Annotated in this window: 12 protein-coding genes; 2 read left to right on the plus strand and 10 right to left on the minus strand. The window is 74.7% G+C overall.

Going from position 1 to position 13,883, the window contains the following annotated elements:
• Positions 1 to 73: 73 nt before the first annotated feature.
• Positions 74 to 682 carry a TetR/AcrR family transcriptional regulator gene (locus tag ACIGAQ_RS03795; protein ID WP_362279137.1) on the plus strand — a complete coding sequence of 203 codons (609 nt, stop codon included), beginning with the start codon at positions 74 to 76 and terminating at the stop codon, positions 680 to 682.
• Between the two features lie 158 nt (positions 683 to 840).
• On the opposite strand, the gene ACIGAQ_RS03800 is transcribed toward ACIGAQ_RS03795, so the two are convergent.
• The 3 genes from ACIGAQ_RS03800 to ACIGAQ_RS03810 all read right to left on the minus strand — a co-directional run bounded on the left by ACIGAQ_RS03800 (position 841) and on the right by ACIGAQ_RS03810 (position 4,767).
• Complete coding sequence (locus ACIGAQ_RS03800) at positions 841 to 2,166, minus strand: DUF2510 domain-containing protein (protein WP_399778907.1); 1,326 nt, start codon at positions 2,164 to 2,166, stop codon at positions 841 to 843.
• A 53-nt stretch (positions 2,167 to 2,219) separates the two neighbouring features.
• Positions 2,220 to 3,374, minus strand: coding sequence for an anhydro-N-acetylmuramic acid kinase (locus ACIGAQ_RS03805; protein ID WP_399778909.1), 1,155 nt, complete (start codon positions 3,372 to 3,374; stop codon positions 2,220 to 2,222).
• A gap of 94 nt (positions 3,375 to 3,468) precedes the next feature.
• Positions 3,469 to 4,767, minus strand: a complete 1,299-nt coding sequence (locus tag ACIGAQ_RS03810; RefSeq protein WP_399778911.1) for an MFS transporter — start codon at positions 4,765 to 4,767, stop codon at positions 3,469 to 3,471.
• A 180-nt stretch (positions 4,768 to 4,947) separates the two neighbouring features.
• On the opposite strand from ACIGAQ_RS03810, the gene ACIGAQ_RS03815 reads away from it, so the two are divergent.
• The gene (locus tag ACIGAQ_RS03815) at positions 4,948 to 7,632 is read left to right on the plus strand and encodes an ATP-binding protein (RefSeq protein ID WP_399778913.1); all 2,685 of its coding nucleotides are present in this window, start codon (positions 4,948 to 4,950) and stop codon (positions 7,630 to 7,632) included.
• An 18-nt stretch (positions 7,633 to 7,650) separates the two neighbouring features.
• Here ACIGAQ_RS03815 and ACIGAQ_RS03820 read toward each other — a convergent pair whose 3' ends face one another.
• The 7 genes from ACIGAQ_RS03820 to ACIGAQ_RS03850 all read right to left on the minus strand — a co-directional run bounded on the left by ACIGAQ_RS03820 (position 7,651) and on the right by ACIGAQ_RS03850 (position 13,745).
• The gene (locus ACIGAQ_RS03820) at positions 7,651 to 8,442 is read right to left on the minus strand and encodes an SDR family NAD(P)-dependent oxidoreductase (RefSeq protein WP_399778915.1); all 792 of its coding nucleotides are present in this window, start codon (positions 8,440 to 8,442) and stop codon (positions 7,651 to 7,653) included.
• A 64-nt stretch (positions 8,443 to 8,506) separates the two neighbouring features.
• A complete protein-coding gene (gene pcaD / locus ACIGAQ_RS03825) occupies positions 8,507 to 9,628 on the minus strand; it encodes a 3-oxoadipate enol-lactonase (protein WP_311681153.1) in 1,122 nt (373 codons plus the stop codon).
• A complete protein-coding gene (gene pcaB / locus ACIGAQ_RS03830) occupies positions 9,625 to 10,920 on the minus strand; it encodes a 3-carboxy-cis,cis-muconate cycloisomerase (protein ID WP_399778918.1) in 1,296 nt (431 codons plus the stop codon). Before pcaB ends, pcaD begins: the two co-directional genes overlap by 4 nt.
• Positions 10,917 to 11,522 carry a protocatechuate 3,4-dioxygenase subunit alpha gene (gene pcaG, locus ACIGAQ_RS03835; RefSeq protein WP_311681156.1) on the minus strand — a complete coding sequence of 202 codons (606 nt, stop codon included), beginning with the start codon at positions 11,520 to 11,522 and terminating at the stop codon, positions 10,917 to 10,919. Before pcaG ends, pcaB begins: the two co-directional genes overlap by 4 nt.
• 6 nt (positions 11,523 to 11,528) lie before the next feature.
• The gene (pcaH, locus tag ACIGAQ_RS03840) at positions 11,529 to 12,302 is read right to left on the minus strand and encodes a protocatechuate 3,4-dioxygenase subunit beta (protein ID WP_399778920.1); all 774 of its coding nucleotides are present in this window, start codon (positions 12,300 to 12,302) and stop codon (positions 11,529 to 11,531) included.
• 43 nt (positions 12,303 to 12,345) lie between these two features.
• The gene (locus tag ACIGAQ_RS03845) at positions 12,346 to 12,990 is read right to left on the minus strand and encodes a 3-oxoacid CoA-transferase subunit B (RefSeq protein WP_399778922.1); all 645 of its coding nucleotides are present in this window, start codon (positions 12,988 to 12,990) and stop codon (positions 12,346 to 12,348) included.
• Positions 12,990 to 13,745 (minus strand): CoA transferase subunit A, encoded by a 756-nt coding sequence (locus tag ACIGAQ_RS03850; protein WP_311681161.1) that lies wholly within the window; start codon positions 13,743 to 13,745, stop codon positions 12,990 to 12,992. The genes ACIGAQ_RS03845 and ACIGAQ_RS03850 overlap by 1 nt, the downstream gene beginning before the upstream one ends.
• Positions 13,746 to 13,883: the final 138 nt, after the last annotated feature.

Genomic DNA, 13,883 nt, shown 5'->3' on the forward strand with positions numbered 1-13,883 from the left:
CGTATCGACAGACGTTCGACACAGCACCGGCCGGGCACGTTCCGGCCGCCGACGAGACCCGGGGGCACACGCCATGACGTCGCAGGCTGCGGACCGACCCGAGCAGGTCGGTACCTCGCGCCGCTCCAAGATCACGCCGGAGCGTGAGCAGGAGTTCTTCGACGCCGTGCTGGAGCAGCTCCGCGAGTGCGGGTACGACGCCCTGACCATGGAGGGGATCGCCGCCAGCACCCGCTGCAGCAAGTCCACGCTGTACCGCCAGTGGAAGACCAAGCCGCAGTTCGTCGCGGCGGCGCTGCGGTCGCACCGGCGCACGCGCTGCGTCGACACCGGGTCGTTCGCGGAGGACCTGCGCGAGGCCGCCCGGGCGCTCGGCGACCTGTCCGGGCGCGACACCAAGCTGCTGCACGCCCTCGCCCACGCCGCCACGCAGGACCCGGAGTTGCAGTGCGCGCTGCGCGAGGCGGTGGTGGAACCGGAGATCGCCGCTCTGAAGGAGATCGTGCGGCGCGCGGTCGAGCGGGGAGAGGTGCCGGCCGACCACCCGGCGCTGCCGTACGTCCCGGCGCAGATGCTGGGTGTGCTGCGGCTGCGGCCCGTCCTGGAGGGCCGGCCGGCCGACCCGGACTACCTCGTGCGGTTCGTGGAGGCCGCGGTGCTGCCGGCACTGGGCCTGACTTGAGACCCGGGCCGCCGTCCACGGATGACCGGACGGCGACCCGACCGCGCCGACCCGTGGGGACGGGGGCGGCGCGCACCCCCCGGCCGGGTGGGGTGCCCCTGTGAGCGGCGGGGGCGCCCCACTCGGCCGACCGGTGTCGGGCGGTGGGGCGCCGGGTGTCAGACGTCCTGGCCGGTGCCCCGGCTCGTCGACACCTTGATGCCGCGGGTGATCTCGTCCAGGACGGACTCCTTCTGGTCGGCGTCGACGCCGAACCGGACGACGACCATCAGCTTCGTGTTCGCGGGGGACGGGAACGCGAGCGACTCGACGATGCCGTCGGCGCCCTTGCTCGTGACGGCCTTCCAGCGGACCAGGTAGCCCTTCTGGCCGGCGACGGTCACGGCCTTGGAGGCCAGCACGTCGTGGGAGGTGATCCCGCCGTAGGACTTGCCGCCGTAGGACTCCTCGGCGTTCGCCGCGATGTCCGCCTTGGCGATCTCCTCGGGGGTGGAGCCCTTGGTGCCCAGGGCCAGGGCCGGTGCGGAGTAGGCACCGCCCTCGGTGCAGGTGGCGGCGGTGTCGCCGGGGCACTTGTAGGAGTCCTCGGACGTCACCTGTGCACCGGCCTGCCCCTGCTGCCCGTACCATCCCTTCGGAATGGGCAGACTGATCCCGCTGACCGGGTCGATCACCGAGCCGCTTCTGATCCTCGGCGGTTCGGACTGCCCGGGCCCCGGACTCTGCCCCTCGGACCCGCCGTCGCCCCCGGAGCCACCGGACCCGCTGTCCCCTCCGGACCCTCCGGACCCTCCGGACCCTCCGGATCCACCGGATCCCCCCGGTCCGCCGAACGGCCCGCCCGGGCCTCCCGGTGCCTGGGAGGTGGAGGAACCGCCGCCGTCATCCGTCAGGGCGTAGACCCCCACCCCGATGCCGGCGAGCACGACGACGGCGGCCCCGACGGCGATCCCGGCCCGCAGCCGCCGCGAACGGGGGGAGGCAGGAGGAGCGACGGGGTAGCCGGCGGCAGTGGGGTAGCCGGGGTACGCGGGAGCGCCGGGCGGATACAGGGGGTACCCCGCTCCCGGGTGCGCGCCCGGGGCCGGTTGCCCCGCGGGGGAGGCGTGACCGCCCGCCGGAGCGGCGGGACTTCCTGCCGGCGGCTCGTCCGCCGGCCGTGCCGGACCCGTCGTGGCGTCAGTGGGTGCCGCTGCCCGGGGCTCGGAGGCGGGTGCGTGCGGTGTCGGTATCGGGTCCTGCGCACCGTGGGGTTCCCCCGCGCGGGACGGGTCGCCGTCGGGCGTCGTCGGGGTTTCGGTTCCGGTCGGGGCCGGGTGTGCCGGCGGTGCCGGGCGGGTCTCGGCCGGGCCCCCGGCCGCCGGGTGCTCCTTCGGGCGGATGTGGGGCGTCCAGGCCTTGCCGTCCCACCAGCGCTCGGTGGCGGGGCCGTCCGCTGTCTGTCCGGGGTCCGGGTACCACCCGGCAGGGGTCTCGCGCGTCATGCCCCCACCGTATGAGGCGTCGGTGAAAGAGGCATGAGAGGACCCGGACCCGATCATTCCAGCAGCAGCCGCACCGGCCGCCGCGCAGCGGGAGGCGGAAGCCGCAGCCCGCCCGCACCCGGCGTCAGCGAACCCAGCACCCGCGGACCCCGCGCCCCGGTGCTCGCCGGCTCCGTCCCCGGCAGACCGTGTGCCGTGAGGAACCCCAGCACCGCGAACGCGTACGCCTCCTTCGCGTCCGACGGCAGCCCCAGCTCGTCCGAGGGACGCAACGGCACCCCGCCCAGCCGCTCGGCGAGCATCCGCGTCAGCACCGGGTTCCGCGTGCCCCCGCCCGAGGCGATGACCTCCGTCGCACCCACCGACCGCACCGCGTCCGCCACCGTCCGCGCCGTCAGCATGGTCAGCGTGGCCACGACGTCCTCGGCCGGCAGGGTCCCGCACCCCGCCAGCGCGTCCCGCAGACGGCCGAGGTGGAACAGCTCCCTGCCCGTCGTCTTCGGCGGGGGCAGCGCGTAGTACGGCTCCCGCAGCAGCCGTTCCAGCAGCGGCTCGTGCACCCGGCCGCGCGCGGCGAGGGCCCCGTCCGTGTCGTGGGTCAGGGCGCCGCCGCTGAAGCCCCGGGCCGCCGCGTCGATCAGGACGCAGCCCGGCCCCGTGTCGAAGGCCGTGCCGTCGGGCGCGGTGAGGTTGGCGATCCCGCCGATGTTGAGCGCGACGGGCCGCCCCGGCCGGCCGCGCAGCCACAGCAGGTCGACCAGGCTCACCAGCGGAGCACCCTGCCCGCCGGCGGCGATGTCCCGCGGCCGGAAGTCGGCGGCCACGGGCAGTCCGGTCGCCTCGGCGATCCAGGCCGGCTGCCCCAGCTGCAGCGTGCCGTGCACCGCCGGCCCGTCGGCCCAGTGGTGGACCGTCTGCCCGTGCGAGGCCACCAACTCCGCCCGTCCGCCGCAGAGTTCCCGGTCGGCCCGGACGGCCGCGGCCGCGAACGCCTGCCCGATCCGGGTGTCCAGGAGGCACATCTCGGCCATCGTCGTCGTCCCGGGCGGCAGCGCGGCGGTCAGCGCCTCACGCAGGGCGTCGTCGTACGGCTCGCTCACCATGCCGAGCGGCCTCATCACCAGGCTGTCGCCGACGAGTTCGACATCGGCCGCCGCCGCGTCGATCGCGTCGTACGACGTGCCGGACATCAGCCCGATCACCCGCATTCGCTCACCCGCATTCGCTCACCCGCATCCGATCACCCGCATGTGATCCTCACTCGCATCCGCTCACCCGCATCTCGTCCTCGCCCGCATCCGCTCATCCAGCCCTCTCCGGCACCGTGTCCGGCGCGCCGCCGGACCGCCGTCCCGGCAGCAGCGCGAGCACGCTCACCGCACACGCCCCCGCCGCGTAGTACGCCGGGATGTCCACGTCGCCCGTCCGCTCGATCGTCTCCGTGATGATCAGTCCCGCGCAGCCCGAGAACACGGCATTGGACAGCGCGTAGGCGAGGCCCAGGCCGGTGCAGCGCACCCGGGCCGGGAACATCTCCGACAGCATCGCCGGACCCGGCCCCGCCATCAGCCCCACCACCGCACCCGCACCGAAGACCGCCGCACCCTTCACGGTGGTCGAAACGCCGGGCTGCTGCAGAAGGTTGAGCAGCGGCACCGCGAGGACCACCACCAGCGCCGCCCCCGAGAGCATCACCGCCCGCCGCCCGAGCCGGTCGCTGAGCAGCCCGGCCGGGACGATCGTCACCGCGAAACCGAGGTTCGCCAGCACGGTCGCGACCAACGCCTGCTGGAACGTGGCACCCAGCGAGCTCTGCAGATACGACGGCAGCACGACGAGGAACGTGTAACCGGCCGCGGCCCAGCCCATGATCCGTCCGGCGCCCAGCGCGATGGCCTCCGCGACCTCCCGCCGGGGCGGCGCCGCACGCGACCGGGCCGCCTCGAACTCCGGCGTCTCGTCCAGCCGCAGCCTCAGCCACAGGGCCCCCAGCCCCAGCGGCAGCGTCAGCAGGAACGGCAGCCGCCACCCCCACGCACCGAGCTGCGCCTCGGTCAGCGCGGTGGCGAGCAGTGCCGCCGCGCCCGCCCCCGCCAGCAGTCCGAGCGCCACCGTGAACGACTGCCACGACCCGTACAGCCCGCGCCGGCCCGGCGGGGCGAACTCCGTCATCACCGACACCGCCCCGCCGAACTCCCCGCCCGCCGACAGCCCTTGCAGCACCCGCAGGAAGGTCAGCAGCCACGGCGCCAGGGCACCCGCCTGCGCGTACGTCGGCAGCGCGCCGATCAGCGTCGTCGCCACCGTCATCAGCGTGATCACCAGGACCAGCACCGGGCGCCGCCCGAGCCGGTCCCCGAGACGGCCGAAAAGCGCCGCCCCGACGGGACGGAAGAAGAACGCGAGCGCGAAGGAGGCGTACGCCTTCACCAGTCCCTCGATCTCGCTGCCGCCCTCCGGCGTGAAGAACCGCGCCGCGATGATCGTCGCGAAGTAGCCGTAGACGCCGAACTCGTACCACTCGATGAGATTGCCCACCGACCCGGCGACCAGCGCCCGCCGGCCCCGCCGTTTCTCCCCGGTTCCGTGAATGAACGTCACCTCCCTTGCAATTGCACGCCGTTGACGCGAAGAGGGCTGGTGACGGCCCGGGTGCGTCGTCCGGCCGCACCCCGTGTCACCCGTCACGGCAACAGGTGCCCCGAGCATCCTCCACTCAGGCAATCGGACGGCTACGCTCGACGTCTGTACGTCGTTCGGGCGACTTGGGGAGGTAGCGGGATGACGGAGGTACGGCCCACGGCCGCCGCCTCGGCTTCCCTGTGGGAGCGCGACGAGGAAGTCGCCGCCGTCGCCCGGGCGGTCGACCGCCTGTGCGCGGACCGCTCCTCGACCGGGGGACTGCTGGTCTTCAGCGGCGAGGCCGGCCTCGGCAAGACCGCGCTGCTGGCCGAAACCCGCCGCATCGCCGAGGCGCGCGGCTGCACGGTCTGGTCGGCCCGCGGCGGCGAGACCCTCAGGTCGGTCCCCTTCAACGTGGTACGGCAGTTGCTGCAGCCGGCCCTGGTGTCGATGCTGCCGGAGGAGGCCCGCGAGTACCTCGGCGACTGGTACGACATCGCCGGCCCCGCCCTCGGCATAGCGGACCCCGGCGACCGGCAGGCCGACCCGCAGGGCGTGTGCGACGGCCTGGTCGCGGCCGTGCGGCGGCTCTCCCGCCGGGACTGGCCGCTGGTGCTGCTGATCGACGACGCCCACTGGGCCGACCAGGAGACCCTGCGCTGGCTGGCCGCCCTGGCCGAACGCCTGGAGGAGATGTCCGTGCTCGTGGTCGTCGCCCGCCGTCCGGGCGACCTCTCCGGCGCGAGCGCCCGTCACCTCGACACCGTCGCGGCCGCCGCCGACGGCCCCGTCACGACCCTGAGCGCGCTCACCCCGGACGCGACGGCCGGGCTCACCCGCGCCACCCTCGGCCGGCACGCGGACGCCGCGTTCTGCCGCGAGGTCTGGGCCGTCACCGCCGGCAATCCGTACGAGACCGTCGAACTCCTCGCCCGGGCGCAGGACAGCGAGCTCGATCCGGTCGAGGCCCGGGCGGGCGAGCTGCGCGAGCTGAACCGCTCGGCGCGTGGCGGCGGCCTCGTCGCCCGCCTGGAGGAACTCGGCATCGACGCCACCCGGTTCGCGTGGGCCGCCGCCATCCTCGGCACCGGCATCTCCGTCGGCCTGGTCGCCAAACTCGCCACCCTCAGGACCGAGGACGCCCACCGCTGCGCCGAACTGCTGCGCACCGCCCGCATCCTCACCGCGCCGGACCCCGCCACCGGCCGCGGCGCCGAGGGCGACCTGGAGTTCGTCCACCCGCTCATCGCCACCGCCGTCTACAACTCCATCCCCGACGCCCTGCGCACCGCCATGCACGGCATCGCCGCGCGTATCGTCGCCGACGAGGGACACGGCGCCGCGGCCGCCGCCCGGCACCTGCTGGAGGTCCACCCGGACGACGACGAGGAACTCGTCGGGCAACTGCGCGAGGCGGCCCGGGAGCATCTCGCGGTCGGCGCCCCGGACGCCGCCCGCCGCTGCCTGGAACGCGCCCTGGAGGAACCGCCCCGCCCCGAGTCCCACCCGCACGTGCTCTACGAACTGGCCGAGGCCACGTTCCTCACCGCGCCCGCCCGCACGATCAGCCATCTGCGCACCGCGCTGTCCATGCCCGGACTCGACGGCGACCAGCGGGTGGACGCCGTCTTCCGGCTCTCCCAGGCGCTCCTGCACAACGACCAGCTGGAGGAGGCGGTCCGCACGGTCGAGGCGGAGGCCGCCCGGCTCGGGCCCGGGCCCGCCCGGATGCGGCTCCAGGCCGTCCACTTCATGTGGGAGGGCATCCACGCCGGCGAGGCCACCTCGCCCGGCCGCTCCCAGCGCCTCGCCGACCTCGCGAGCACCTGCACCGGCCGGGACAACTCCGAGCGCGCGCTGCTCATCCTGCGCGGCTTCGACGCCCTGATGCACGGTGAGAACGCCGAGGAGGTCGCCGAGCTGTGCGACCGCGCCCTCGTCAACGGCCGGCTGGCGCCCGGGCTCGGCTGGACCGACACCGAGTGGGGCATCGAACTGCTGCTGATGCTGGCCAACGCCTACGCGTTCACCGACCGCCTCGACCGGGCCGAGACCCTCTACAACGAGGCCCTGCGCGCCTACGAGTCGGCCGGCTGGAGCGGCGGCCACCTCGCCCTGGCCCACGCCTACGTCGGGCTCGGCCACCGTCGGCGCGGCCGCCTGACGGAGGCCGAGTCGTCCCTGCGCGAGTCGCTGCGCCTCGCCGAACGCGTCGGCCGCGGCCTGCCGCTGTACTGGTCCGCGACCTGCAACCTCGTCGACACGCTCCTGGCCCGCGGCCGGGTCGAGGAGGCCTGGGACGTCGCCGAGCGGTACGGCTTCGCCCCGCCCTACCCCTCCACGATCGTCCTGCCCGACCCGCGGTCGGTGCGCGGCCGGCTGCTGCTGGCCGTCGGCCGCACCAAGGACGGCATCAACGAACTGGAGGCCGCCGAGAAGGCCGCGGCGGCCCGCGGCCACCACAACCCGGTGCTCGTCCCCTGGGCCACGGACCTCGCCCGCGCCCTCAGCACCGAGGACCCGGCGCGTGCCGCCCGGCTCGCCGTCGACGTCCGCCGCCAGGCCGAGCGCTTCGGCACGGACACCGCCATAGGGGAGGCCCTGCGCTGCGCCGCAGCGCTGGAGACCGGCCAGCGGGCCGTCCGGCTCCTCGCCCGGGCCGTCACGTATTTGGAGGCCTCGCCCTGCCAGTACGAGCATGCGGCGGCCCGCATCGAGTACGGCACCGCCGCCCGCTCGGCGGCCGATCTCCGGCGCGGCCTGGACCTGGCGCTCTCCTGCGGCGCGGACGGACTGGCGGCACGGGCGCGCGCGGAACTGGCGACCGGCGCCGGCCTGCGGTGAGCGGCGCGCCCTCGTGACTCAGGCGCGGACCAGTTGGTCCGTCACCGCCGCCAGACGGGCCCGCACCCGAGGGTCGTACGCCGCCTCGTGGGCGCGGGCCGGCCGGGTCCCGTCGAAGTACCGGCCGGTGCCCGCGTCCCGCGTGGCCAGGGCCAGCAGGGCGGCCGCCCCGTCGGCGACGGTGTTCCAGGGCGTGACGTCCGCCTCCCGGACCATCGCGGTGTCCATGAAGGTCGCCGGGTGCAGCACGTTCACCGTCACACCGGTGCCCGCCAGCTCCTCGGCGAGGGCGAAGGTGTGCGCGGCGAGCGCGAACTTGCTGCGGCGGTACGCCGCCGTGCCGTCGTAACCGCGGCCGAACTCGGGGTCCTCGAAGACGAGCGGTTCCTGCCCGGCCGAACCGACGTTGACGATCCGGGCCGGGGCGTTCGCCCGCAGCACGGGCAGCAGCGCCCGGGTCAGCACGACCGGTGCGAGGTAGTTCACCGCGAGTCGCAGCTCGTGCCCGTCGGCGCTCAGCTCACGGCCCGCGCCGGGCACCCCGAAGCCCACGCCCGCGTTGTTGACCAGCACGTCGAGCTCGGGATGGGCGTCGGCGACGTGCGCGGCCAGCTCGCGCACCTGCGCCAGGGAGGCCAGGTCCGCGACGAACGCCTCGGCGTCCCCCTCGGCGCGCAGCTCCGCGGCCAGCCGCTCGGTGCGCTCCGCGTCCCGGCCGTGGACGAGGACGACGTGCCCGGCGCGGACCAGTTCGGCGGCGGCGTACCGGCCGAGCCCCGAGGTGGCGCCGGTGATCAGCAGGGTGGACATGCCCCCACCGTAGGCACGCCGGCCCGACCCGGGCGAGCTGCTGCCGTGCGTACGACCGGCAGGGTCACCCTTGCGCGCCGTCCTCCTCCGCCAGCACCCGCTGGGCCGTCGCGAACGCCGAGTTGGCCGCCGGCACGCCGCAGTACACCGCCGTCTGCAGCAGCACGGCTGCGATCTCGTCGGGGGTGAGCCCGTTGCGGCGGGCCGCCCGGACGTGCATGGCCAGTTCGTCGAGGTGGCCGTGGGCGACCAGCGCGGTGAGCGTGATCATGCTGCGTTCGCGGCGCGACAGCGTCGGATCGGTCCAGATCTCGCCCCAGGCGTAGCGGGAGATGAAGTCCTGGAACCGCGCGGTGAAGGGCGTCTGCCGCTCCTGCGCCCGGTCCACGTGCGCGGCGCCGAGCACCTCGCGCCGTACCTCCATGCCCCGCCCGGGCAGCCGGCCGGCGTGGGACCGCAGCGCGGCCAGCACCGCCTCCGGGCACTGCGCGGGTGCCAGGTGCGAGGCGCCGGGGATCTCCACCAGCGCCGCGCCCGGCACCGCGTCGGCGATCTCCCGCAGGTGGGCGGGCGGTGTCGCCGGATCCTCGCGGCCGGCGACCAGCAGGGTCGGCACGGCGATCTCCGGCAGCCGGTCCCGCAGGTCGAACGCGGCGAGCGCGTCACAGCAGGCGGCGTACGCCTCCGGGTCGGCCCGGCGGTGGTCGGCCACGAGTTCCGGCACGGTGAAGCCGGGCGTGAACCAGCGCGCGTCGGCGTTCTCCGCCAGTCCGGCCAGCCCTTCCCGCCGCACCCGCGCGGCCCGTTCCTCCCACGGCGCGGCCCCGTTGAAGTGGGCCGACGAGCAGATCACGGCCAGCGAGGACAGCCGCTCGGGGTGGTGCACCGCCAGGTGCAGCCCCACGGCGCCGCCCAGCGACACCCCCGCGTACGCGAACCGCTCGACACCGAGCGAGTCGGCGAGGGCCAGCACCAGGCCGGCCAGGTCGCCCACCGTGGCACCCGCCGTCAGCAGCCCGGCCGGTGAGCCGCCGTGGCCCGGCAGGTCCCAGCGGATCACGCGGTGGGTGACGGACAGCTCGGGCGCCACCCGGTCCCACAGGGCGTACGACGTACCGAGCGAGGGCCCGAGCAGCAGCGGGGGAGCGGAGGAGGGGCCTTCGGCACGGTGATGCAGCAGGGTCAACGTCGCTCCAGGGCACGGTCGGTGAGGGATCCGGCGGAGCCGGTGTAGTGCGTGGGGTCGAGGTCGGCCTCCGCGAGCTCCGGCGCCTCGGCGAGCGGGCGGCCCTGCCCGGTCAGCCGGGTCAGCAGTTCCTTGGCCCGGGCCCGCCCCAGCTCCCGGGCCAGTTCGGCGGAGAGCCGCTCGGAGACGATCGCCCCGCCGGTCAGGTCCAGATGGGCGCGCATGGCCTCGGGCCTGATCCGCAGCCCCTCCGCCAGCTCGGCGGCGTCCCGGGCGGCCCCGCCGGCCAGCCGCAGCAGGTCCCGCAGCGGCTCCCACTCGGCGTGCCAGGCGCCGGCCGGGCGTTCGTCCTCGGCCGCCATCGCCCCGTACAGCGTGGCCGCGAGGTGCGGCGCCCGCCGCGCGGCAGCGGCGATGAGGGTGGACCGTACGGGGTTCGCCTTGTGCGGCATGGCGGACGACCCGCCGCCGCTGCCCTCGGCCACCTCGGCGATCTCGGTGCGCGACAGGGTCAGGACGTCCGCCGCGATCTTGCCGAGGGCACCCGTGGTGAAGGCCAGACATCCGGCGAGATCCGCGACGGGCGTCCGCAGGGTGTGCCAGGGCAGGTCCGGCGCCCGCAGGCCGAGTTCACGGGCGTACGCCTCGGGCAGTGCGGCGGGATCGGCCGCGCCGTACGCGCCGAAGGCCGCCAACGTCCCGGCGGCACCGCCGAGTTGGACGGGCAGCGCGTCCCGCACGGCGCTCACCCGGTCCCGCGCGTCGAGCACCAGGGACCGCCATCCGGCTGCCTTGAGGCCGAACGTCGTCGGCACGGCGTGCTGGGTGAGCGTCCGCCCCGGCAACGCCGTGTCACGGTGCTCGGCGGCCAGCCGGGCCAGGGCCCCGGCGGTACGGCCGAGGTCGGCGAGGAGGAGTTCCAGCGTGCGCGCGGCGACCAGCATGGCCGCGGTGTCCAGGATGTCCTGGCTGGTCGCGCCCCGGTGGACATAGGGGCCGTACGGTTCGCCGACGGCATTCGTCAGATCGGCCACGAGGGGAATGACCGGGTTGCCGCCGGCCCGGGCCCGCGCGGCGAGCGACCGTACGTCGAAGGCGCCGGAGCGGGCGGCCCCGGTCACCGCCGCGGCCGCCTCGGCCGGGGCGAGTCCCAGCGCCGCCTGGGCCCGGGTCAGCGCGGCCTCCGCGTCGAGCAGCGCCCGCAGATACGCGTCGTCACCGGTCGCGGCCGCGGCCGCCGAGTCGGCCCACCCGGGGGCGAGCAGTCCGGGGTCGCCGGGGGGAGATGTCACTGGAACTCCAGGAAGACCGTCTCGCCTTCGCCCTGAAGGCGGATGTCGAAACGGTACGTGCCGCCCTCCTCCTCGGCGGCGATCAGCGTGTCGCGCCGCCCCTCCTCCACCCGCGACAGCAGCGGGTCGGCCGCGAGGGCGGCGGCGTCGCCCGGCAGGTAGATCCGGGTGTACAGGTGCACGAGCAGCCCGCGCGCGAAGACGCACACGGCGAGGTACGGGGCGTGCCGGCCGCGCGGTCCGGGCCGCAGCGTCCGCGCGTACCAGTGGCCGTCGGCGTCGGTCTGGGCGCGCCCCCAGCCGGTGAACTCCACGCCGTTGCGGCCCAGGAAGCCGCCCGAGGCGGGGTCGCGCCGCATCGATCCGTCGGCGGTGGGCAGGTTGCCCTGCGGGTCCGGGCCCCACACCTCGATCAGCGCGTCGGGCAGCGGCGCCCCCGCGCCGTCGGTGACGTACCCGTGCACGGTGATCGTGTCCGGGTGCCCGGCGGGCGCGATGTCCTCCCCGCCGCGGAACGGCAGGGCGTGGCCGTAGAACGGTCCGACGGTGTGCGAGGGGGTGGGCAGCACCGTCTCGGGACGGCTCGTGTCGATCCTCGTCATGGCAGGTCAGCGCCCTTCTTCGAGCCAGGTGGCCCGCGGGCCGTCCAGCACGATGTCCCAGTGGTAGCCCATCGAGAACTCCGGCACCGACAGGCTGTGGTCGTACGTCGCGACCAGTCGCTGCCGGGCCGCGTCGTCCGTCACCGACTGGATGATCGGGTCGTACGGGAACAGCGGGTCGCTCGGGAAGTACATCTGCGTCACCAGGCGCTGGGTGAACGCCGTGCCGAAGAGCGAGAAGTGGATGTGCGCGGGCCGCCAGGCGTTGAGGTGCTGGCGCCACGGGTAGGGGCCGGGCTGGATGGTGGTGAAGTGGTAGCGGCCCCGGTCGTCGGTGAGGGTGCGGCCCACGCCGGTGAAGTTGGGGTCCAGGGGGGCGTCGTGCTGCTCGCGCTGATGGGCGTAGCGGCCGGCCGAGTTGGCCTGCCAGATCTCCACGAGCTGACCGCGCACGGGGCGGCCGTCCCGGTCGAGCACCTGGCCGGAGACGGTGATGCGCTCACCGATCGGCTCACCGGTGTGCTGCCGGGTGAGGTCGTTGTCGGTCTCGGTGACGTCCCGTTCCCCGAAGGCCGGTGAGGTCAGCTCCACCAGCTCCGGGTCCTTGCTCACGTCGATGGTGACGGGCGGCCGCTCGGGGTGCCGGAGCACCGAGGAGCGGTAGGGCGCGTAGTCGCGGCGCGGCTGGTGCTCGACGGGTCCTCCGCCGGCGAGCCGCTTCTCGTACGCGGCGCGTTCGGCCGCGATCTCCTGGTCGATGTCGTGCTGTGTGAGCGTCATGAGGTCCCCTGAGAAGTCCTGTCGACCGCGTCGGCGAGGTACGTCACCGCAGTCCCTCCGGCACGGTGAGATCGGCGCCGGTCGCGGCGACGACCTCGGCGGCGCTCACGCCCGGCGCGGTCTCGACCAGGACGAGCCCGTCGTCGGTGACGTCGAGGACGCCGAGGTCGGTGATGACCCGGTTCACGCAGGCCTTGCCCGTCAGCGGCAGCGTGCACTCGGTGAGGATCTTGGGCGAGCCGTCCTTCGCGGTGTGGGTCATGACGACCACGACCGTGCGGGCGCCGTGCACCAGGTCCATCGCCCCGCCGATCCCGGTGACCAGCTTGCCGGGGACGGCCCAGTTGGCGAGGTCGCCCCGTGCGGAGACCTGCATGGCGCCGAGCACGGCGACGTCGATGTGCCCGCCCCGGATCATCGAGAAGGACAGCGCCGAGTCGAAGAAGGACGCGCCCGGCAGGACCGTCACGGTCTCCTTCCCGGCGTTGATCAGGTCCGGGTCGACGGCGTCCTCGGTGGGGTAGGGGCCGGTGCCGAGGATGCCGTTCTCCGATTCGAGGACGACCTCGACGCCCTCGGGCAGGTGGTTCGGGATCAGTGTGGGCAGGCCGATGCCCAGGTTGACGTACTGGCCGTCCCGCAGTTCGCGTGCCGCCCGTGCGGCCATCTCCCGGCGTGTCCAGACCATCAGGAACTCACCGTCCGCTGCTCGATCCGCTTGTCCGCCGCCTGCTCGGGGGTGAGGGCGACGACCCGCTGCACGAAGATGCCCGGCAGGTGCACGGCGTCCGGGTCGATCGCGCCCGGCTCCACGAGCTCCTCCACCTCGGCGATCGTCACCCGTCCGGCCATCGCGGCCAGCGGGTTGAAGTTCCGGGCGGACCTGTTGAAGACCAGGTTGCCGTGCCGGTCGCCGCGGGCGGCCCGGACCAGGGCGAAGTCCGTGCGGATGCCCCGCTCCAGCACGTACTCCGTGCCGTCGAACTCCCGGACCTCCTTGGGTGGCGACGCCAGCGCGACCCCGCCCTGCCCGTCGTAGCGCCACGGCAGGCCGCCGTCGGCGACCTGGGTGCCCACTCCGGCGGGTGTGTAGAAGGCGGGGATTCCGGCGCCGCCGGCCCGGAGCCGCTCGGCCAGCGTGCCCTGCGGGATCAGCTCGACCTCCAGCTCACCGGCCAGGTACTGGCGGGCGAACTCCTTGTTGGCGCCGATGTAGGAGCCCGTCACCCGGGAGATCCGGCCGGCGGCCAGGAGGACGGCGAGTCCCGACTCCATGGCCCCGCAGTTGTTGGAGACCACCGACAGGGCGGACACCCCGCGCTCGTACAGCGCCTGGATCAGCACGTTCGGCACCCCGCTGAGCCCGAAACCGCCCACCGCGAGCGACGCGCCGTCCGGCACGTCGGCCACGGCCTCCCCGGCCGTGGCGACCACCTTGTCCATCCGAGAAGCCCCATCTCCGCCGCGCGACCCGACCGGATAGTCAGGGCACTGAGTATTCTTGCGAGCCGGATCTCACGCTGCCACCGGCACGGCGAGGGCGTCAAGACCCTGGAAGGGGAGCCTTCGTGACGGCAGACA

It is taken from the genome of Streptomyces sp. NPDC085932 (assembly GCF_044540525.1).
GTDB classification, from domain to species: Bacteria; Actinomycetota; Actinomycetes; order Streptomycetales; family Streptomycetaceae; genus Streptomyces; species Streptomyces levis.